Genomic DNA, 20,259 nt, shown 5'->3' with positions numbered 1-20,259 from the left:
CGTTCACCATGATCGGCAGCAGACGGAAACGCATAAAGGCGCGCGACCGATCAGGACCGCACGCCGCCCATGGCTTCACCGCTGCCGGCAGTTCATACCGGTGGCAGAAGCTCCTTCTGCGAGAAGGCTGGCCTGTAGTTGAGGAAGCCGGTCAGGTCCATCGGCTGGCTGCGAACCAGACTTGCCGTCCTCTGTGCGCCTGCCTCGGTCAGGATGCGGGACCGGCGCTCGGCATAAGCGTCGCCGGCGGGGGTCGCTTCCAGGCGCGCCGCCGCCCGCTCCAGCGCTTCCGCCTGCCCCGCTTCCTGGGCAGCGAAGGCGGAGGTAAAGCGCGAATCGAACGACACTCGGCGAGCCTCCATGCCATTGCGGAACAGCGCATGGAACGGCGAGGAAATGTCGTCGGTCGCCGACCACGCCGTCAGCACCCGACTGGTCGGATTGCCGTCCGCGCCGGTCCTGTCCGTTCCTTGCGTGGTAGCATAGGCAAGCTCCGCCCCGCCTGTCGGCTTGGTTTCCGGCAGGCTGGCGACCATGGTGCCGCGCGCGCCCGGCAGCGCCGGCATCGGCCCGCCATGTTTGGAGACCAGGTTGGCATAGACCTCGGACACGCTGCGCGCGCCGCTGCGGTCGTAGAAGATCGGCTTGTTGGCCTTCGCCTGGCGCGCGAACACCCGGTCGGCGGCGAGATCCGGCTGGCTCTGGGCCAGCGAGATCAGCTTGTGTGCACCGCCCGCGCCCAGGAAATGCGCGATGTAGAGTTCACCCTCGCTCGGCGCCCGGCCGAGCTTCTCGCTCAGATAGGCGGCGTTCTTCTGGGTCAGTTCGCCCGCCATCATCGAGGAGATATGCGCGTCGTTGCGCAGGTTGAGAATCTTCTCGCGCATCGCCGGATCGGCCACCCGGTACTTGCCGTTGGCCGTCCGCTCGATCTGGTCGGCATATTGGCCAAGCCCATGGCGCCCGCCCGCCTCCTTGACCGTTTCCAGCCAGGTGCTTTCGATGAACTGGAAGAGGCCGGTCGCGCTGGATGTGCGCGCCCGCGCCGTCTCGACGAAGTTGGATTCCCGCTTCGCCGTCTTCACCAGATACTCGAAGGAGGTGCCGGTCGTCGTGCTGGCCGACTGGAACGCCTGCTCGATCCTCGACGCGATCGAGATCGGTTCGCCGACTTTCATGCTCCGCTCTCCTGCGTCACGCATGTCTTAGGATTTGATTAAGAGTCGCGACCATTTGGTTAACGGATGGTTAACATCCGCTAACGCCCGTTGCGAATTGCACTTTGTGTCTTTAATCCGGGAGCTTGATTCGTCGGAATAGCGGATCTGCCGGCGGTTACGCCGGCCCGCCTAAAGGGAGGAAACCATGCCGGGGCTGTATTACGAGGACTTCACCGTCGGTCACATCTTTACGCATTCGCTGACCCGCACGGTGACCGAGATGGACAACATGCTGTTCTCCAACATGACACTCAACCCCCAGCCGCTGCATATCGACAGGCATTTCTGCGAGACGCAGACAGAGTGGGGTCAGCCGCTCATGAACAGCCTCTTTACGCTTGGATTGATGATCGGCATCTCCGTCAACGATACGACGGTCGGCACGACCATCGGCAATCTCGGCATGACCGATGTCCGCTTCCCCCACCCCCTGTTCCAGGGCGACAGCATCCACTGCACCACGGAAGTCGTGGCCAAGCGCGAATCGAAGTCGCGTCCGGACGCCGGCATCGTCGAATTCGAACATAAGGCCTTCAACCAGAACGACGTGCTCGTTGCCAGTTGCCGGCGGCAGGCCTTCATGAAGAAGAAAGGGTGAGGACATGCGGTCCCTCCTCTTCGTTCCCGGCGACAGCGAGCGCAAGCTGGAGAAGTCGCTGACATGCGGCGCCGACGTGCTCCTGGTCGACCTGGAGGATTCCGTCGCCCTTGATGCCAAGCCGAGGGCGCGCGAAACCGCGGCTGCCTTCCTTGGCGCGGCGGGCCAGCACGCCGGGCGCCCTCGCCTCTATGTCCGCGTCAACGCGCTCGACACCGGCGAGACCGACGCGGATCTCGACGCGGTGATGCGCGCGGCACCCGATGGAATCATGCTGCCCAAATCGATCTCCGGCATGGATGTGCAGCACCTTTGCGCCAAGCTTGCCGTCCATGAAGCGGAACACGGGCTTGCCGACGGCGCCACCCGCATCATCGTGGTTGCCACCGAGACCGCCGCCTCCGTCTTCAATCTCGGCACCTATGCGGGAGCGAGTCCGCGCCTTGCCGGCCTGACCTGGGGCGCTGAAGATCTTTCGGCCGATCTCGGTTCGCTCGGCAACAGGACGGCGGACGGGCGCTATTCCGGCCCCTTCTGGCTCGCCCGCAACCTCTGCCTGTTCGGCGCCGTGGCGGCGGATGCCGCTCCGGTGGATACCGTCTTCACCAATTTCCGCGACATGGACGGCCTGCGCGCCGAGGCCCTGGAAGCCCTGAACGACGGCTTCACCGGCAAGATGGCGATCCATCCCGCCCAGGTGCCGGTGATCAACGAGGTCTTCACCCCCTCGCCCGACGAGATCGCCAAGGCCAGACGGATCTTCGAGGCTTTCGCCGCCGCCGGCAATCCCGGCGTCGTCGGCCTCGACGGCGAAATGCTCGACCGCCCGCACCTGCGGCGCGCTGAAAAGATCCTGGCCCGCGCGGGCAGCACGGCAGGGGACTGAAGACGAAAAAGGCCGGAGGGCGCATCCCCTCCGGCCGACTGTCCGATCGCTGTGGCGGCGGAGGCTCAGGCCTTGGGCCGACGCATCTGGAACACGCTGTCGACCACCGCATAGTCCATGTAGCCGAGGCGCGAGAGCGGCCGCGCCCTGGTCACGTCGAACAGGCCGTCGACCAGCATCGCCTCGTCGATATGCACCGCGACGACCTCGCCGAGCACCATCCAGTTGTTTGTCGGCGTGCCGTCATGAGCGGTCAGGCGGATCGTCTGCAAGTGCTTGCATTCGAGCGCCACTTTCGCCTCGGCGACGCGCGGAGCATCGACAAGCAGCGAGTCCTGCGGCGTCAGTCCAGCCTTGCCGAACTCCGACACGCCCCTGTCGAACGGTGCCGATGACGTGTTCATCGCGTCCTTCAGGTCTTCGGTGGCAAGATTGAACACAAACTCGCCGGTCTCGTCGATGTTGGCCACCGAATCCTTGTAGCCGGAGGACGAGAACATCACGATCGGCGGCGTATCGCAGACCGCGTTGAAAAAGCTGTAGGGCGCAAGGTTCAGCGATCCGTCCGCCGCCCGGCTGGAAATCCAGCCGATCGGCCGCGGTGCCACCAGCGCCTTGAACGGGTTGTGCGGCAGTCCATGCCCCTTGGCCACCTCATAGCTGTACATGCTCATGCCGCACTCCATTCACTGATCAGGTCGTCGAGATCCGGTCGCGGCCGTTCGCTCGGCGGCTGCGAGGGGGTGCCAAGGTGGATGAAGCCGGCGACCCGTTCCGTCTCGGCAAGGCCGAGCATGGCGGAGACCTCATCATCGAAAGCCATCCACTCGGTCAGCCACTGCGCGGCAAAGCCGCTGGCATGCGCCCCCAGCACCAGGTTCATGCACACGGCGCCGACGCACAATTGCTGCTCCCAGACCGGGATCTTGGGATGAACGGCAGCGCGGCTGATCACCGCGACCACCAGCGGCGCCCGGGTGAAGCGGGTCAGCTCCTGGTCGCGCCGTTCCGCCGAAAGCTCGCCCTCGCGCGCTTCCGCAAGCGGCAGCAGCCGCCGGCCGAGTTCGGCACGCGCGTCTCCCCGGATCAGGATGAAGCGCCAGGGCACCAGCTTGCCATGGTCGGGCACGCGAGAGGCCGCCTGCAGGATCGACCGCAAGACGTCACCGTCCGGCGCAGGCTCGACCAGGGTCATAGCGGGGTGCGAGCGCCGTGTCAGCAGCAGGCGCAGGGTGTCGGATTGCTCCGTCGTCATCGTCAGCCTTTGGGTCAGCGCCGTCCGCAAAGGACGGCAGGGGGATGGAAGGTGCACGCAAGGCGCTCTCGCTTCCATGACCTAGTCGGGTTTTCGCGCCTGTCAATCAGGCCAGAGCCTCCCGCGACAGATGACTTGAAATTGCCCCAGTTTTGGAGTGGAACCCGCAGAGGGAAATTTTTCCGATCGGTTTGGGTTCATGACAGGGGCAGGCATCCGGCAGATGCAGGTGATCAGGGTTTTCGCAATCGCGCTTTGCCTCATCGGAGTGACGCTCTCCCCGCTTCGGGCAGAGGAGGTCCTGGCACCGCCGGTCAAACCCGACAACCTCAATGCCCCTCAGGCAGATGCGGCCCCTCCCGCACTTGGCGACCTGCTCGGCGGCAACGCCGTCCCCGGATCCTCCACCCCCGTCGTCCCCTATGCCCCGGCGATCACTCCCGATACCGGTATGCCCGACCAGGGCACCGAATCGCCCGTCTACATGGTCGCCCGCCTGTCCGACGACGGACCGGCCCTGACCCAGGGCGTGACGTGGCGAGTCTATCGGCCGGCATTGAACCAGAACGGCCGGCTGGAACTCGTCGCAACCGCCAGGGGCGGCGATGCCGATTTCCGCCTGCCGCCCGGCGAGTATTTCGTCCACACCGCTTATGGCTATGCCGGCCGCACCAGCCGCATCTCCGTGCGCAACGGCCTCACCAGCCAGACGGTGGTGCTGAATGCCGGCGGCATCAAGCTCGACGCCCAGTTCTCCGGCAACCAGCCGATCCGCACCGGCCGACTGGTGTTCGACATCTATGAGCGGGAATACAACAGCCGCGGCGAGCGCAAGGTTGTCGCCAGCAACATCAAGCCTGGAGACATCGTACGGCTGAATGCCGACACCTATCACATCGTCAGCCGCTACGGCGCGGTGAACGCCACCGTGCGCGCCGACATCCGCGTCGAGCCCGGCAAGCTGACCGAGGCGACCGTCTTCCACAATGCGGCGCGTGTCACCCTGAAGCTGGTCAACCAGCCGGGCGGCGAGGCCATCGCCAACACCAACTGGTCTGTGCTGACGCCGGGTGGCGACACGGTGGTGGAAGGAACCGGCGCCTTCCCGGCCTTCGTCCTGGCCTCGGGCGAGTATCAGGTGATCGCCCGCAACGAGGACAAGCTGTACTCGCGCGAGTTCGAGGTGAAGACCGCCGCCCATGGCGAGGTCGAAGTCCTGACGAGTTCTCTGCTCAAGCAGTGATCCGACGCAGCCGGCGACGATCCGGCCTGACGCGCGGGCGCGGGACACTCGGCGCCATGGCGACGACGCGGGCCAGCAGATGCTCGGTCATCGCCTTCTGATCGCCGAAGGCCTCCAGTTCCTCATATGCGATCGGTGCGCCGACGCGCACCGGCAGGTCGCAGCCCATGATCCGTCGGAACTCCCGAATGTACATCGACAGCCGCAGTGTCAGAGAGACGCGCGAGACAAGGTGGAAGAGCGGCGAATTCTGGCCGTCGAAATAAAGCGGGATGACCGTCGCGCGGGCCGCGCGGATCATCTTGGCCGTGAAGGTCTTCCACGGCAGCTCCCGCGCACGCCCGAAGGGGCGCTGCGCCGTCGCGACCCCGCCTCCGGGAAACACCACGATCGTGACGCCTTCGGCAAGCAGGCGCAGCGCCTCCTTGCGGGTGCGCATGTTGGTCCTGAGCGCCTCCGCGGTTTCCTCGAAGTCGACCGGCAGCGCATAGGGCCGGATCTCCGGCGCCTTCAGGAGTTCGTTATTGATGAGAATGCGATAGGGACGCCCCAGCCGCTCGGCCAGGGACAGGATCGCGAGCCCGTCGCCGAGGCCATAGGGGTGATTGGCGATCATCACCAGCGGTCCCTCCGGCAGGTTTTCCGGCGGCCAGCTTCCCTCCTCCACCACCACATCGACGCCGATCAGCGCCAGCAGGTCGCTCCATTTGGTGGCCGACGTGGCGGCGATGGCATCGCGCCAGTAGCGATAGTAGCCAAGCAGATAATTGCGTCCCGAGAGCGTCTCGATCCCGCGGATCAGCGTGCGCTTGCCCCAGGAATGCGCCTCGTTGGCGTAGCTGAGTTCCGTTTCCCTCACCCCCGGCCCCTGAATTCATTCATGCCTGTGCGAATTAACCTGTGATCTAGCCCGCCTTGCGTGACAGGATCGCGACACTCCCGGCCGCTCCCCGGCAAAAAGGGCCGACCGGGAGATCCCGGCCGGCCCTTTGTTCACAGCGGCATGCGTCGGCCTTAGCTGCGCCGCAGATCCGGTGCCACCGCTTCCTCGACAAGCGCGGCGATCGCCGCGTCGAGGTCGGTGACTGACTGCTGCTGGGAGCCGAGGCGGCGAATGTTGACGGTGCGCTCTTCCGCCTCGCGCTTGCCGCACACGACGATGACCGGCACCTTGGCCAGCGAATGCTCGCGGACCTTGTAGTTGATCTTCTCGTTGCGCAGGTCGAGTTCAGCCCGCAGACCGGCCTTCCTCATCGCCGCCTGCACCTCGCTTGCATAGTCGTCGGCCTCAGAGGTGATGGTGGTGACGACCACCTGCTGCGGCGCCAGCCACAGCGGGAAGTGGCCTGCGAAGTTCTCGATCAGGATGCCGAGGAAGCGCTCCATCGAACCGCAGATGGCGCGATGGATCATCACCGGGGTCTTCTTCTCGCCGTCCCGATCGACATAGAAGGCGCCGAAGCGCTCCGGCAGGTTGAAGTCCACCTGGGTGGTGCCGCACTGCCAATCCCGGCCGATGGCGTCCTTGAGCGTGTATTCGAACTTCGGGCCGTAGAACGCGCCTTCGCCCGGCAGAATGCCGGTCTTGATGCGCCCGCCGGACTGCTCCTCGATCTGCTTGAGCACCCGGGTCATCACCTCTTCGGCATGGTCCCAAAGCTCGTCCGAGCCGACGCGCTTTTCCGGCCGGGTCGACAGCTTCACGACGATCTCGTTGAAGCCGAAGTCCTCGTAGACCGAGAGGATCAGGTCGTTGATCTTCAGGCACTCGGCCGCCATCTGCTCCTCGGTGCAGAAGATATGGGCGTCGTCCTGGGTGAAGCCGCGCACGCGCATCAACCCGTGCATAGCGCCCGAAGGCTCGTAGCGGTGCACCGCGCCGAACTCGGCCAGCCGCAACGGCAGATCGCGATAGCTCTTCAGCCCGTGCTTGAAGATCTGCACGTGGCCCGGGCAGTTCATCGGCTTCAGCGCGAAGAGGCGCGTGTCCTCCGCCTCCGGGTCGGCGCACTGCACGGAGAACATGTTCTCCTTGTACCAGCCCCAGTGACCGGAGGTCTCCCACAGCGAGGTATCGAGGATCTGCGGGGCGTTGACCTCGTCGTAATCCTCGTCGAGGCGCCGGCGCATATAGGCGACGAGACTCTGGAACAGGCTCCAGCCCTTGGCATGCCAGAACACGACGCCCGGCCCCTCTTCCTGGAAGTGGAACAGGTCCATCTCCCGGCCGAGCTTGCGGTGGTCGCGCTTCTCCGCTTCCTCCAGCATGTGGAGATAGGCTTTGAGCTCGGATTCGTTCGCCCAGGCGGTGCCGTAGATGCGGGTCAGCATCTCGTTGTTGCTGTCGCCGCGCCAATAGGCGCCGGCCACCTTCATCAGCTTGAAGGCATCGCCCACCTGACGGGTGGAGGCCATGTGCGGCCCCCGGCACAGGTCGAGCCAGTCGCCCTGGCGATAGATCTTCACGTCCTGGTCGGCCGGAATCGCATCGACAAGTTCGACCTTATAGGTCTCGCCCTTCGCCAGGAAATGGCGCTTGGCCTCGTCGCGCGACCACACCTCGCGGGTGAAGGCATCGCCCCGCTGGATGATCTCACGCATCTTCTTCTCGATGACCGGCAGGTCGTCGGGAGTGAAGGGCCAGTCTTCCCCGGAATTGGAATGAACGCGCTTGAAGTCGTAGTAGAAGCCGTTCTCGATCACCGGACCGATGGTCACCTGCGTCCCCGGCCACAGTTCCTGCACCGCCTCGGCCATCACATGGGCGGCGTCGTGGCGGATCAGTTCCAGCGCACGCGGGTCCTCGCGGGTGACGATCTCCAGCCGGGCGTCGCGCTCGATCGGCAGCGACAGGTCGGCAAGTTCGCCGTCGAGCGTCACCGCGACGGCCTTCTTGGCGAGCGACTTGGAAATGCCGGCAGCAATTTCCGCGCCGGTCACGCCAGGCGCAAAATCGCGAACCGAATTGTCGGGGAAGGTCAGATGGATCATGTCTGTCTCCGGCTCACTCCTGCAAACAGGGCAGGTAAGCGTTGATGGTCGGGCGCGCGCGAGGCAGGCGCGAACCGCGCTCCATTTAGGTGATTTGGGCGAAAGGGGCAACCTGCGGAACAGTCAGGCCGCGCAAGGCTGCTACCGCGCCTCGATCCGGCGGACGAACCAGCGCACCAGCCGCTCCCAGACCGCGTCCTTCTCCATCGAGTCCTCAACCCCGTGATCGAGGTTGGGATTGTCGTTGACCTCGATGACGACGACCCGGTCGCCGAACGACTTCAGGTCGACGCCGTAGAGCCCGTCGCCGATCAGGCGGGCCGCACGCACCGCCGTCTCCACCACCGCCGGCGGCGTCTCGGCGAGCGAAATGGAGCGGAAGCTGCCCTCCTTCGCCTGCTTGCCGTCCTCATGCTTGACGATCTGCCAGTGCTTCTTGGCCATGAGGTATTGCACGGCGAAGAGCGGCTCGCCGTCCAGCACGCCGATACGCCAGTCGAAGTCGGTGGGGCAATATTCCTGCGCGATGATGATGTCGCTGTCGTCCAACAGGTCCTTGACCTTTTCGGCGATCGCCGCTTCCCCGGCCACGCGGAATACGCCGCGGCTGAACGACCCGTCCGGGATCTTCAGCACCACCGGAGACCCGAGACGCGCTTCCAGCCCGATGGCCTCCTTGACGCTGGACAGCACCGCGGTCTTGGGGATCGGGATGCCGTGCGTCTCCATCAGTTCGGCGAGATAGACCTTGTTGGTGCAGCGGATCATCGACACCGGGTCATCGATCACCGGCATGCGCTCCTGCACCGCCCGGCGGGCGAAGCGGTAGGTGTGGTTGTCGATATTCGTCGTCTCGCGGATGAACAGCGCGTCGTATTGCGCGAGCCGGTCCAGGTCTCCCTTGCCGATCGGCACGATCTCCACCCCCTGGCGCGCCGCGACCTTGGCCAGGTGGCGCAGCGACTCCTGGCTGGAAGGTGGCAGATCCTCCTTCGGATTGGCGAGCACGGCGAGCGAGTATTTCATCGGCAGGCGCTGCTTGGGGGCCCGCCAGGCGCGGTGCGTGTAGCGCTCCAGGCTGGCGTTCAGGAAGCTGCGTGCCGACGCGTCGAGGTCGGAGATCGGCACCACCCGGATGCGGGTGATTGCCCGCCAGGTCTCCTTGCCGAGGTTCACTTCCAGGATCGGCGCGCGGTACCAGTCGAACAGCAGCCGAGCGAAAGGCTCCAGCGCCGCGATCTCGGTCTGCCCGAGGCAGACAAGCAGCTTGTCGCCGACGCCTTCCGCCTTGGCGAGGCAGCGATTGAGGCTATCCTCCAGCTCGGGCAGCGCGTGGCGATAGAGCCCCTTGCGCGATAGCTCGATCATCGTCTCGACATTCGGCAGCACCCGGTGCTGCCGTGCCTCGGCCAGCAGCGAGGCATAGTAGCCCGCACCCTGATAGGCGAAGGACCGCGACAGATTGATGATATTCGGGTTGGTTCCGGTGAAGAGCTTCGGGCGCAGCATGTAGTCGCGCACGCTCATCACCTTGTGGGGTGTGTCGGCGTTGGAGAAGTCCTTCGGATTGTCGACGAGAACGACCCATGTGGCCATCGGTCTCAGCCCTTTCTCAAGATGATCTGCGCGCGCACCGGCGGCTTGCCCCAGCGGGCCATGCGGTCGAATTCGGCATCCGGCACCGGCAGGTTCGAGGCGTCCTGAGGCGTCTCGTAGCCCTCGTAGCCGAGCCATGGATCGTGGATGAAGAGATGGCGGGCATCCTCGCCCTGCACCAGCACCCAGTGAGGACCGCGCCGGCCGAGCATGCGGTATTCGGAGATGAGCACGATGGCGAGCGCGCCGGCGCGCAGCTCCTCCGCCAGCGAACGGGCCGGCAACTGCTCCTCCATCACCGGAATGTCGAGCCTCCGCGCCTCCGCACGGTAGTCGTCCTGCACGATCTGCATCACCCGCTGCTTGTCGGGATCGCGCACGGACGAGATGAACAAGTGCCCCGGCGGTGAAAGGCGCACCTCTGCGGACAGGCCGCGGCTCGCCGCCGCGACCGCAAGCCCAAACGGCCCGCATCCGCCATGGCCGGAGGCGAGATAGATGGTCGTCGATTCCCGCCAGAGGCGCAGTTCCAGCCTCTCGCCAAGGTCGGTGGCCGGTTCGAAATGCTTGAGCGCCATCATCAAGCAGGCAGGCCCGCAGGTGAACTCGGTCGTCTGCGCGTGATAGGGCACGGCGGAGGGGGGCGCAGCCTCGTCGTGCAGCAGCTTCTCCATCCGCAGCGCGGCGGTGCCATCCTCGTAATAGTCGGCAACCCGTCCGTGCACGCGGTATCCGGCTTTTGCGTAAAGTCCGCGGGCGGTGGCGTTGTCCTCGCGCACTTCCAGCCGCAACACGATGCGGTCACGTGCGAAGGCATCGGCCTCGGCCGCCGCCAGCAGCGCACGCCCCCATCCCCGGCCACGCACCTCCCTGCGCAGGGCAAAGGAATAGAGCCGCGCCAGCGCCGTCCCGGATCGGAACAGCAGCAAGGCATAGCCGATGATCCGCCCCTTGCTCTCCGCGATCACGAAGGAGGCGCCCGAACTCTCCAGGAACCGGCGGAAGGAACGCCGCGAGATCCGATCCTGCGTGAAGCAGGCCTCCTCGGTCTGGACCAGGCCCGCAAGGTCAAGGGCGGTGGCGGCGCGCAGCACTGTCCCGGCGCCGCCGGGCCAAGGTTCCGGGTCGGTTTCAGGCGCGGCTTCGCGGCCCGTCTCGGGCATGGCTGCGGAATCAGCTTCAGGAGTGTTCAAATCCGGGTCTCCCGGGAAGTCTTCAGGATCGCTCACCGGTCGCCGCCTGTTTGTCGATGGCGCTGTACCAATGATGCCCCGAAAGCCCTCTATCTCCAAATTCGTCCTGCGTCTTCAACGGCTTTCGCATGGCTCGCGCGGATTTCGCATGGCGATGGAGCGCGGCACTCAGTCCAGCCGGGTCGCCGGATCGATGTGATGGGATGTCCAGCGTCCGTAACGCCATGGCAGGTACCAGCGCGCATGCTCCGGCAGCGTCTCGGGAATGGGGTCGAACCCGCTGCCTCCGCCAGGCCGGCATCGCTGGATACGGGCGATCCCGATCCAGATCCCGGCCCACAGCCCGTGATAGGCAATGGCATCGGCCGTGTAGCCCGAACAGCTCGGCGCGTAGCGGCAGGAGCGCCCGAGAAAGGCCGACAGCGTCAGTTGGTAGATGCGGATCAGCAGCAGCGCTATCCGTGCGGCAATCCCCGGCACGGGAGGAGGACGCCGAACCGGCCCTGTGCGTGATCGCTCGCTGTCGGAGTGATCCCGAGAAGGAGGGTCGTGGGGAGGATGACCGGAGCACATGGCCGAACGGCTCAGGCCGCCCGCCGCGCCTCGATCTGCTCAGCCGCCTCCAGCGCCGCCTCGAAGGCCAGCATGGTGGACGCATGACGCGCTTTGAAATCGCGCACCGGCAGCAGAACCTCGGCTTCGGCGAAACGGCCGGTCGGCGGTGGGCCGTTCTCCTTGAGCATGGCCAGCATCGCGTCGCGCGCCTCGCGCAGTTCCGCCAGCGTCGCCCCCGTGATGTGCCGCGCCACGATCGACGCGGAGGCTTGCCCGAGCGCGCAGGCTTTGACGTCCTGCGCGAAATCGGTCACAACTCCTTCTTGCATTTTGAGGTCGACAACCACCGTCGAGCCGCACAGTTTGGAGTGTGCCTTCGCGGAGGCATCGGGTGCGTCGAGACGGCCGAGGCAGGGGATATTGCCGGCAAGTTCGAGGATCTTCGAGTTGTAGATGTCGTCGAGCATAAGCGCCTCATCAAGACGGCGTGACGCCGGATCAACCGGCTTCACAGCCGTTTGGCATTTCTTATATAGGGTGGAACGCGGGAAAGAAATGGACACACACGTCTCATGTGGCGGCCAAACGGGGCGGACCGCAGGCCGCCGTCGCAATTCAAACACGATACCGTGCGACCCCTCCGCCACCCGAGACAGAGCCCTTGGAAGGCTCCAGTGGTCCGAAATCACGGGGGCGACGTAAGGGATGCGGAATACAATACAATCGGGAGATCCCGCAATGGATGCCATCTTGAAGCCGGTCACGACCCGGAACGATGCCGCAGCGGCGACGCGCGCCCGACCGTCCCGCGAGGAGGTCGAGGCCGCCGTCCGCACGCTTCTCGCCTGGACCGGAGACGACCCCGAGCGCGAGGGCCTGCTGGATACTCCCAAGCGCGTCACCAAGGCGTATGAGGAAATCTTCTCCGGCTACTTCCAGGACCCGGCGGAGCACCTCCAGCGTACTTTCGAGGATGTCGGTGGCTATGACGACATCGTTCTGGTGCGCGGCATTCCGTTCTTCTCCCATTGCGAGCATCACATGCTTCCCTTTGTCGGCGAGGCGCATGTCGCCTACTATCCGGCAGAGGGTGTCGTCGGCCTGTCGAAGATCGCCCGAGTGGTCGACATCTTCGCCAAACGCCTGCAGACGCAGGAGAACCTGACGGCGCAGATCGTCGATTCCATCGACACCCATCTCGCTCCGCGCGGCATCGCCGTGATGATCGAAGCCGAGCATCAATGCATGACCATGCGCGGCGTGCAGAAGCAGGGCGTGACGACCATCACCACCCAGTTCACCGGCGTGTTCCGCGACGACCCGAGCGAGCAGGTCCGCTTCATGAGCCTTGTTCGCGACCCACGTCGCGGCTGACATCAAAAAGACGCCGTCCGGCGTCGACGGAAGACCCATGACAGAGCTTCGTTTCGCCGGACGCGGCGACAAGAACGAACTGGAAAACGGTGCGGTTTTCCAGCCGAAGTTTGACGGCGACGGGCTGATCGCCTGCGTCATCACCGATGCCGACGACGGGACCGTGCTGATGGTCGGCTACATGAACGCCGAGGCGCTTGCCCGCACCATCGAGACCGGCGAGGTCTGGTACTGGAGCCGCTCACGCCAGGAATTCTGGAAGAAGGGCGGGACTTCGGGCCAGGTCCAGCAGGTTGTCGAGATCCTCACCGACTGCGACCAGGACGCCCTGGTCGTGAAGGTGCGGGTGGGCGGCAACGGCGCCACCTGCCACGTCGGGTACCGCTCCTGCTTCTATCGCCGGGTCGTTGCCGGCGAAGACGGCACTGTACGCCTCGAGCATTCCGGCGGGGAGCGGGTCTACGATCCCAAGGACGTCTACGGCCACTGAAGCGCCCACCGGCGAGCCACTGACGCGCCTGTCGCCCTCAGCGCAGAAGCGGAAGGCTGCCGCAGATCCGGTCCACCGCCTTGCGCGGTCCTGCTAGCAGGAGCGCCTGGGGCCTGTGGCCGGCCAGCGGCGCCGAGGCGATCCGCGCCCGGTAGTCGTCGTAGTTCCGCGCCTCGAAGGCCGCCCGCATATAGGCGAGACGCACCGGCAATGCCTCCGCCGCCGCAAAGAGCTGCGGCAAGTCGTCCTCCGGCGCGCCGAGCACCGGCAGCGCCACCCTGGTGATACCCGACAGCGCGACACCGTCACCCGTCGGCGTGTCGGCTCCCACAAGGTCGGGGTGGAGTTGGCCGAGGCTCATTCCCAACACGGCCGAAAAATTCGCCTTGAGCCCAACAGGCAGGCTCTCGCACAGGATGATGACAGGCTTGATCGACATGGCGTCCCCTTTCGTCAGGGGAAGCCCTTGCCATGGCACGCGGCTCTGCGGATTGGACGAAATTGACCTGTCAGTGCCGGAGCAGTGCGCCCGGGGTAACGCCGTAGTGCCGCCGGAACTGGCGGATCATGTGACCCTGGTCGCAGAAGCCGGCGGCAACCGCCGCCTCCGCCGCCGCGACCCCATCCAGCAGCAGCCGCCGTGCAAGATCCACCCGCTGGCGCAGCACATGGGCATGCGGGGTGAGACCGGTCGCCCTGGCGACGCTGCGCACCAGATAGGACGGGCTCAGGCTCATCTCCGCGGCAAGATCCGCCAGTGACAGGCTCTCCCCCACCTCCACACCGAAGGCAATGCGTTCCTTGAGCCGCCTGACGGCGGCAGGCTCCCGCCCGGCGGCCCGAAGCTCGGCGCCCCCGTAGTGAGTAAAGGCTCGAGCCAGAACCTCGTGAACCGCCTCTTCCACCGCCAGCCGCCGGTCCGGCATCGGACCGCCATTCAGCCGCGCGGCAAGTGCCCCGAGCGCCTGTGTCAGTTCCAACTGGCGGTCGCGCGGAGCGATGGCGGTGAAGCCGCGCAGAACTCGCAGTCCCAGCACCTCACGCACCGCCGTCTCCGAGACATAGAGCATGCTGTAGCGGACGCACTCCGCCGCCGCATGACCGGTATGCGGTTCCTCCGGATTCATCAGCGACAAGGTTCCGGCTGGCAGGACCATGCTCTCGCCGCGACAGACATAGCCGCCTGCCCCTTCGGCAATCGCTCCGATAGCGAAGCCTTCATGGGCATGACGGCTGAAGGTCTGCGTGCTGAAGGCAGCCTCAAACAGTTCGATTCCGTGATGCCAGGCGAGATGATGATAGCGGTTCGCCTGCATGGCTTGCCGTTTAACCTTTCTGCGGTCCGGACAAGACCGGACTGCCATGGGCGGAGCGGGGCGGAGCGCCGCGTCTCGCCTTCAGGTCATGGCAATATAGTTGCGCATGTCCTCAGCCTCGCGCTCGATCTGCGCGATGCGATGCTTGACCACGTCGCCGATGGAAATCAAGCCGGCGAGCTTGCCGTCCTTCACCACCGGCACATGGCGGAATCTGCCGCCGGTCATCCGCGCCATCACCGAGTTCACCGTCTCGCTCGCGTCGCAGGTGACGACTTTCGCCGTCATATAGGCCGAGGCCGGCTTGTCGAGCGCGTCGGGACCGTCCTGCGAGATCGCCCGGACCACATCGCGCTCGGAAACGATCCCACGGATCCCGCCCTTCTGGTCGGTGATGACGATGGCGCCGATACGTTTGGCCCCGAGGATGGCGCAGATCTCGCGCATCGTCGTCTCGGCACGCTCCGTAACGACGTCCCGCCCCTTCTCGTTGAGAATTGATGCGACCGTCATGTCCGACCTCCCCGGTGGCTTGTCCTGGCTGCGGGCCGGGGACCCTCCCGTCCCCGATTCCGCCCCCATCATGACAAATCCTTGTTTCGGCGCAATCGGCAACACTGCGAGGCCCTGGCCCTAACCGCCATTCCTGCGTCGGGGGACCGGATCGAAGAGAGAAAACAAGGCAAAGCCTGCAACAACCCCGCCGATATGTGCTTCCCAGGCGATGCTGCCTCCCTCGCCGACAATGGGCACCGAGACAACGCCAAAGAGCAAGTTGAGGCCGAACCAGACCAGCATGAACATCGCGACCCTGGGATTGGACAGGGTTGTCAACATGTTCGAGGCCGGCCGCTGATAGGCCAGGTCATCCGTGCGCCGCATGGCACCGAGCGGCCCGCCCATGTCGAAGACGAACCGTGTCGCCGCTGCCATCTGGCCGGAGATCGCGGCCGAAGCTCCGATCATCGGCACGAGTTCACCGAAATGGAAAGCCAGGTGCAACGCCGCGCCGGCGACGGCGCAGACGGCCGACAGCAGCAGGAAGCGCGCGGCTCCGAAGCGCCGGGCAACCGCCGAGCCAAACACCACCATCCACATCACATTGACGAAGAGATGCGCCCAACTGCCATGCAGGAAGGCGTAGGTGAGAAAGCTCCAGACCTTCGCGCCCTCGCCGCCCGGCAACTGATAGAGTTCCACTGCATCCGGCAGATAGCGCGCCGGCAGAAAGCCATAGGCAAGCAGGACCTCAATCCGCGAACTCATAGGCATCAGGAACCAATCCGCCGCATAGATGCCGATAAGCAGCAGCGCCAAACTCCTCACTATCCTCGGCAGGTTGAAAACCGGCTCCGGCGGTGGCGGCTGGCCCTGGTCGTCGATCTCTTCGGCTCTTGGTTCGTGCATCGTCTCTCGCCTGGCGGGAATTGTACCGTCTCCAGATCGGCCGGCCGGCCGGCCTCCGTCAAGCCGCGACATGCCGCCTCGGCCAAAGAAAAACCGCCCGCCACGCTTTCGCGCGGCCCGGGCGGTCAAGGAACGGCAGGAAACCGGTGCTTTTACCCGGTTCCTGCGAACGAAGTCAGGCGACGTGCAGTGCAGGTAGGCTCGCTTTCACCAACTGGTAGATTCTGCACATCAAACCAACGCTACGGCAACCGCCACCGTTCGTTAACCTTAACAGAAAGTAAATCGAACCGGTCAACTCGTTGGCATGCGGCCTGCTTTGTCTCTCCCCAGGTGCGGCGCAAGGTGGACAACCGTCCCGAAGACGGACAGTTTTCCTTCCTCGCCCCTCCAGAAGCAGCAGGCCAACCGCATTCCGGCACACGCGCCGGGTTCCGCGATCAGGCCTTGCGCGAAAACAGGACAGCAGCCTCGCCCAGGCAATGGGCGGGACACCTTTCCGGGGCGAGGTTTGACATGAAACATCCGGTGACGCAGCGGCTCTACGAGTACTGGGACAGCCTTCGAGGCGAACGCCCGGCACCCGACCGCGGCGAGATCGAGCCCGGCCGGATCCGCGCCGTCCTTGGCGACACGTTCATCCTGGAACTTGTCGACCGCGACACCTATCGCTTCCGCCTTGCCGGGACGCGCCTGTGTGCGCTGCATTGCCGGGAGTTGAAGAACCGCAACATCCTGCGCGGCTGGTCGAGCGAAGATCGCGAGGCGCTTGCCACCCTGCTTGCGGCAGTGACCGAGGACGCGGCAGCCGCGGTGATCGGCGTGGCCGGCTTCACCGAGCGCAAACAGTCTGTCGACATGGAGATGCTGCTGTTGCCGCTGCATATTCCCGGCGAAGGCTGCAGCCGGGTGCTCGGTGCCTGCGTTGCCCTTGAGCAGCCCTATTGGGCAGGCATGCATCCGATCCTGTCGCAGACGATCAAGAGCGTGAGATTGATCTGGCCGGACGAGCGCCCCACCTTCCTCAGGCCGCAGGCGCGAACCGCCACCAGCCCGGTCCCGCAATTCGGTCGCGAGCCGGCGGCGATCCGCAGTTCCGCCCCGCTGCCGTTGCTCGCGGAAGCCCGGCGGGTTCAACACCTGATGGTGATCGAGGGCGGGAAGAACTGACGCCTGCGCCACTGTCGCAGGCGTCGAACCGGGCGGCACGACCGCCTTACGCAAGGGCAGCACTTACGCTCTGTTAACTGCCATGTCATAACGTCGATCAGCAGTGTTCGCGCGGCCGCCGGAGCCGTGCGCTCCAGGGAAGGTCGACGACGCATGGCGCATGCCACGGCACTCACTTACACGACAGCCGACGCCGCCAAGCAAGTCGACCGACGGCGCCATTCCCGCGTGCCTGTCCACATCCTCGGCCGCTTCATGCTCGAGGATCGTCGCGAATATCCCTGCCAGATCATCGACATGTCGCCTGGCGGCGCCGCCCTGATCGCGCCGGTTCCAGCACGTGTCGGCGAACGGGTCGTTGCCTATGTCGACCATATCGGCCGCATCGAGGGCGAGGTGGTGCGGGAGATCGAGGGTGGCTTCGCCATCCGCATCAATGCGACGCAGCGCAAGCGCGACAAACTCGCCAACGTTCTGACATGGCTTGCCAATCGCGATGTGCTCAACCTGCCGGAAGACCGTCGCCACGAGCGCTTCACCCCGAAAAACCCGGTCACCCAGATCGTCCTTGCGGACGGGCGCAGCTACAAGTCGCTCATCATCGACGTGTCCCTGTCGGGCGCCTCGCTCAAGACCGAGGTGAAGCCGGAGATCGGCACCGCGATCGGCATCGGCAAGATGCGTGCGCGCGTCGTGCGCCACACCGAGGACGGTATTGCCGTCGAGTTCGCGCACATCCAGAACCGCGACCTGCTCGAACAGCACATTTCCTGATCCTGCCGCAGTAAATGCGCAGATCGAACCGGCCGGAGCCGCCTCCGGTCGGTTCGATGCATTTGCGCGCATCTCCCCCCACTTGACGCCCCGCCCCTCCGCATCACCGATGCGGCGGCGAGGGTCGATTTGCGCGTTCTGCGCTCGCCCGCCTCATGCTCGGGATCATTACAATTTTATTCTATTTAAGTATAAATTGTCGTATAAACTGAATTTATTTCAAATAAACTTCCGTACCGGACCTTAGACGCAAATAAAAACGCGTGTGTCATTGTCTAGTCAGCCTTGGGGAGGGCGAAGACATGACGATGAACGCAAAGATACTGAAGTATACGCTGGTCGCTCTGGCGCTGCTGGCAACAAGCACAGCGCAGGCCGACCCTGGGACGGGACGCTTTATGGAAACCGGCGCGGCCGCGAAGGCTCCCATCGGCCATATCGGCTTCTGTCAGGAGAACCCGGTCGAATGCCAGCCCGATGGCAAGGACGCGGTGGTCGTCAAGCTTGACCGGGCCCGGTGGAACGAATTGCTGGCCGTCAATGCCGAGGTGAACGCCCGCATTCGGCCGGTGACCGACCTCGAACTCTTCGGTGTCGAGGAATACTGGACCTACCCTGTCGATGGGGCCGGCGACTGCGAGGAATACGTGCTGGAGAAGAAGCGCGTGCTCGTGAGCCGCGGCTGGCCGGCCAGCGCATTGCTGATCACCGTCGTCAAGGACACGAACAACGCGGGCCATGCCGTTCTCACGGTCCGCACGGATCAGGGGGACATCATCCTCGACAATCAGATCGAGGCCGTCCTGCCCTGGTATTCGGCGCCCTATCGTTTCGTGAAGCGGCAGTCAGTGTCGCATCCGGCACAATGGGCGGCGATCTCCGACCGCCGGACCAGCACGCTGGCCAGCATCGGAAACTGACTTGAGTGGCGGGACAAGGTCCCGCGACAAGGCAGTTTGGCACGACACGGAAATTGCGCCGTTACTGATGGCAACCAGGCCCATCCCCCTCCCCCATACCCCGGGGTCGGGTTGCCCGGCCGGTCTCCGCTCCGCGGAGGCCGGCCTTTTTTTTTGCGATCAGCCTCCGGCCACCGGCGAGAGCCCGTTGGCGTAGCGGCGCCACTGGGCAACATAGCCGTCGGCGGAGCCAGCGATTCCGGCCTCCGCGGCCGCGTCGAGCTGGCGCACCACCCGTCCGGGCATTCCCACCACCAGCGAGTTGTCCGGGATCTCCTTGCCTTCGGCAATCAGCGCATTGGCACCGATGATGCAGTTGCGCCCGATGCGGGCGCCGTTCAGCACCGTCGCCCCCATTCCCACCAGCGTATTGTCGCCAATGGTGCAGCCGTGCAGGATCGCCTTGTGGCCGATGGTGCAGCCGCGCCCGATCTCCAGCGGAAAGCCCATATCCGTGTGCAGAACGCAGCCGTCCTGCACGTTGGAGCGCTCTCCGACGGTAATCGTTTCATTGTCGCCGCGCAGCACCGCAGAGAACCAGACGCTGGCGTCCCGCTTCAGGACGACCCGGCCGATCAGTGCCGCATTCGGAGCCAACCAGAAGGCTCCCTGCTCGGGTGTGATGGGACTGTGATCGTCGAGGCGGTAAAGCGGCATGGAACACTCCGGAATAGCTGGCCTCAATCAGGCCTTGCGGCATCAGGAGACGGACGCGCGCCCGCGCCCGTCAACCTTACAGGACCACGGTCAGAGCGACATGCACCACCATGATGCCGGAGCAAAGGCTCCACATCCCGGCGATCGTCGAGGAGGCAACAAGCCAGCCGAGCGGCCTTTGTTCGACCCGCCGGCCGCGAATCGCGTTGCGCATGATGATGAAGGGGCCTGCGAAAACACACAGCAGACAGGACAGGACGCCCTTGATCCAGGTTTCGACCGATATGGCGAAACGAAGGGGCTCTCCGGTCACAAGCTGATAGAAACTGCCGATGATTCCGGAGATGACAAAGCCCGCGCAGCCCAGATAGACCGCCAGCGCCAGTTCACTCATGGTGCCGTTAACCCCTCGTTAACCAATTCTCTGGGAACCTTAATAGGAAACTCACGTCTCGCACCAGCAATTAGCATGCCGTTTCCACGGGTCCATTAACGAACTGGTAACCATAAAGATGGCGAACGGAGTGCCCCGCGTCCCGGAGCAGATCGGGACACCCGTCCCGGATCGGGACAAT

Annotated in this window: 23 protein-coding genes; 8 read left to right on the top strand and 15 right to left on the bottom strand. The window is 64.9% G+C overall.

Going from position 1 to position 20,259, the window contains the following annotated elements; all coding sequences use genetic code 11:
* Window positions 1-92: 92 nt before the first annotated feature.
* Window positions 93-1,178 carry a lytic transglycosylase domain-containing protein gene (locus TSB10P1A_RS03035; protein WP_186386428.1) on the bottom strand — a complete coding sequence of 362 codons (1,086 nt, stop codon included), beginning with the start codon at window positions 1,176-1,178 and terminating at the stop codon, window positions 93-95.
* A 187-nt stretch (window positions 1,179-1,365) separates the two neighbouring features.
* Here TSB10P1A_RS03035 and TSB10P1A_RS03030 point away from each other — a divergent pair, with 187 nt between their 5' ends.
* Entirely contained in the window at window positions 1,366-1,818 is a 453-nt protein-coding gene (locus TSB10P1A_RS03030) for a MaoC family dehydratase (RefSeq protein ID WP_186386427.1), read from the top strand.
* 4 nt (window positions 1,819-1,822) lie between these two features.
* A complete protein-coding gene (locus TSB10P1A_RS03025) occupies window positions 1,823-2,704 on the top strand; it encodes a CoA ester lyase (RefSeq protein WP_186386426.1) in 882 nt (293 codons plus the stop codon).
* Window positions 2,705-2,769: 65 nt separating this feature from the next.
* Here the strand turns inward: TSB10P1A_RS03025 and TSB10P1A_RS03020 are convergent, their stop codons facing one another.
* Both TSB10P1A_RS03020 and TSB10P1A_RS03015 read right to left on the bottom strand, forming a co-directional pair.
* The gene (locus tag TSB10P1A_RS03020; protein WP_186386521.1) at window positions 2,770-3,372 is read right to left on the bottom strand and encodes a flavin reductase family protein; all 603 of its coding nucleotides are present in this window, start codon (window positions 3,370-3,372) and stop codon (window positions 2,770-2,772) included.
* 2 nt (window positions 3,373-3,374) lie between these two features.
* Window positions 3,375-3,959: a nitroreductase gene (locus tag TSB10P1A_RS03015; protein WP_186386425.1), complete on the bottom strand. Its 585-nt coding sequence runs from the start codon at window positions 3,957-3,959 to the stop codon at window positions 3,375-3,377.
* A gap of 199 nt (window positions 3,960-4,158) precedes the next feature.
* On the opposite strand from TSB10P1A_RS03015, the gene TSB10P1A_RS03010 reads away from it, so the two are divergent.
* Entirely contained in the window at window positions 4,159-5,202 is a 1,044-nt protein-coding gene (locus tag TSB10P1A_RS03010; protein ID WP_186386424.1) for a hypothetical protein, read from the top strand.
* Here the strand turns inward: TSB10P1A_RS03010 and TSB10P1A_RS03005 are convergent.
* From TSB10P1A_RS03005 to TSB10P1A_RS02980, 6 genes are all read right to left on the bottom strand, one after another.
* On the bottom strand, window positions 5,192-6,061 hold the full coding sequence (locus TSB10P1A_RS03005) for a lysophospholipid acyltransferase family protein (protein ID WP_186386423.1): 870 nt from the start codon (window positions 6,059-6,061) through the stop codon (window positions 5,192-5,194). The genes TSB10P1A_RS03010 and TSB10P1A_RS03005 overlap by 11 nt on opposite strands.
* Before the next feature lie 155 nt (window positions 6,062-6,216).
* On the bottom strand, window positions 6,217-8,193 hold the full coding sequence (thrS, locus tag TSB10P1A_RS03000; RefSeq protein WP_186386422.1) for a threonine--tRNA ligase: 1,977 nt from the start codon (window positions 8,191-8,193) through the stop codon (window positions 6,217-6,219).
* 141 nt (window positions 8,194-8,334) lie between these two features.
* Window positions 8,335-9,789, bottom strand: coding sequence for a RimK family protein (locus TSB10P1A_RS02995; protein ID WP_186386421.1), 1,455 nt, complete (start codon window positions 9,787-9,789; stop codon window positions 8,335-8,337).
* A 5-nt stretch (window positions 9,790-9,794) separates the two neighbouring features.
* A complete protein-coding gene (locus TSB10P1A_RS02990; protein ID WP_186386420.1) occupies window positions 9,795-10,952 on the bottom strand; it encodes a GNAT family N-acetyltransferase/peptidase C39 family protein in 1,158 nt (385 codons plus the stop codon).
* 198 nt (window positions 10,953-11,150) lie between these two features.
* Window positions 11,151-11,462 carry a membrane protein insertion efficiency factor YidD gene (gene yidD / locus TSB10P1A_RS02985; RefSeq protein WP_244292938.1) on the bottom strand — a complete coding sequence of 104 codons (312 nt, stop codon included), beginning with the start codon at window positions 11,460-11,462 and terminating at the stop codon, window positions 11,151-11,153.
* A gap of 104 nt (window positions 11,463-11,566) precedes the next feature.
* Window positions 11,567-12,004 (bottom strand): iron-sulfur cluster assembly scaffold protein, encoded by a 438-nt coding sequence (locus TSB10P1A_RS02980; protein WP_186386418.1) that lies wholly within the window; start codon window positions 12,002-12,004, stop codon window positions 11,567-11,569.
* A 271-nt stretch (window positions 12,005-12,275) separates the two neighbouring features.
* Between TSB10P1A_RS02980 and folE the strand changes: the two genes are divergently transcribed.
* On the top strand, window positions 12,276-12,911 hold the full coding sequence (gene folE, locus TSB10P1A_RS02975) for a GTP cyclohydrolase I FolE (protein ID WP_186386417.1): 636 nt from the start codon (window positions 12,276-12,278) through the stop codon (window positions 12,909-12,911).
* A gap of 37 nt (window positions 12,912-12,948) precedes the next feature.
* Window positions 12,949-13,401: a phosphoribosyl-AMP cyclohydrolase gene (gene hisI / locus TSB10P1A_RS02970; RefSeq protein WP_186386416.1), complete on the top strand. Its 453-nt coding sequence runs from the start codon at window positions 12,949-12,951 to the stop codon at window positions 13,399-13,401.
* Between the two features lie 37 nt (window positions 13,402-13,438).
* On the opposite strand, the gene TSB10P1A_RS02965 is transcribed toward hisI, so the two are convergent.
* From TSB10P1A_RS02965 to TSB10P1A_RS02950, 4 genes are all read right to left on the bottom strand, one after another.
* The gene (locus TSB10P1A_RS02965; protein WP_186386415.1) at window positions 13,439-13,840 is read right to left on the bottom strand and encodes a DUF2000 domain-containing protein; all 402 of its coding nucleotides are present in this window, start codon (window positions 13,838-13,840) and stop codon (window positions 13,439-13,441) included.
* A 70-nt stretch (window positions 13,841-13,910) separates the two neighbouring features.
* The gene (locus TSB10P1A_RS02960) at window positions 13,911-14,717 is read right to left on the bottom strand and encodes an AraC family transcriptional regulator (protein ID WP_186386414.1); all 807 of its coding nucleotides are present in this window, start codon (window positions 14,715-14,717) and stop codon (window positions 13,911-13,913) included.
* Between the two features lie 81 nt (window positions 14,718-14,798).
* Complete coding sequence (locus TSB10P1A_RS02955) at window positions 14,799-15,230, bottom strand: CBS domain-containing protein (RefSeq protein WP_186386413.1); 432 nt, start codon at window positions 15,228-15,230, stop codon at window positions 14,799-14,801.
* A 120-nt stretch (window positions 15,231-15,350) separates the two neighbouring features.
* Window positions 15,351-16,124, bottom strand: coding sequence for a rhomboid family intramembrane serine protease (locus tag TSB10P1A_RS02950; RefSeq protein ID WP_186386412.1), 774 nt, complete (start codon window positions 16,122-16,124; stop codon window positions 15,351-15,353).
* 516 nt (window positions 16,125-16,640) lie between these two features.
* On the opposite strand from TSB10P1A_RS02950, the gene TSB10P1A_RS02945 reads away from it, so the two are divergent.
* The 3 genes from TSB10P1A_RS02945 (at window position 16,641) to TSB10P1A_RS02935 (ending at window position 18,988) form a co-directional block, all read left to right on the top strand.
* The gene (locus tag TSB10P1A_RS02945; RefSeq protein ID WP_186386411.1) at window positions 16,641-17,294 is read left to right on the top strand and encodes a PAS domain-containing protein; all 654 of its coding nucleotides are present in this window, start codon (window positions 16,641-16,643) and stop codon (window positions 17,292-17,294) included.
* 153 nt (window positions 17,295-17,447) lie between these two features.
* Window positions 17,448-18,068 (top strand): PilZ domain-containing protein, encoded by a 621-nt coding sequence (locus tag TSB10P1A_RS02940; RefSeq protein ID WP_186386410.1) that lies wholly within the window; start codon window positions 17,448-17,450, stop codon window positions 18,066-18,068.
* Window positions 18,069-18,370: 302 nt separating this feature from the next.
* Window positions 18,371-18,988, top strand: a complete 618-nt coding sequence (locus tag TSB10P1A_RS02935; protein ID WP_208984803.1) for a transglutaminase-like cysteine peptidase — start codon at window positions 18,371-18,373, stop codon at window positions 18,986-18,988.
* A 159-nt stretch (window positions 18,989-19,147) separates the two neighbouring features.
* Here TSB10P1A_RS02935 and TSB10P1A_RS02930 read toward each other — a convergent pair whose 3' ends face one another.
* Together TSB10P1A_RS02930 and TSB10P1A_RS02925 are read right to left on the bottom strand one after the other, a co-directional pair.
* A complete protein-coding gene (locus tag TSB10P1A_RS02930; protein ID WP_186386409.1) occupies window positions 19,148-19,684 on the bottom strand; it encodes a gamma carbonic anhydrase family protein in 537 nt (178 codons plus the stop codon).
* Window positions 19,685-19,760: 76 nt separating this feature from the next.
* Window positions 19,761-20,078: a hypothetical protein gene (locus TSB10P1A_RS02925; protein WP_186386408.1), complete on the bottom strand. Its 318-nt coding sequence runs from the start codon at window positions 20,076-20,078 to the stop codon at window positions 19,761-19,763.
* Between the last annotated feature and the right edge of the window lie 181 nt (window positions 20,079-20,259).

It is taken from the genome of Stappia sp. TSB10P1A (assembly GCF_900185725.1).
In the GTDB taxonomy this organism is placed as follows: Bacteria; Pseudomonadota; Alphaproteobacteria; order Rhizobiales; family Stappiaceae; genus Stappia.
This window is presented reverse-complemented; position numbering and strand designations above follow the sequence as displayed.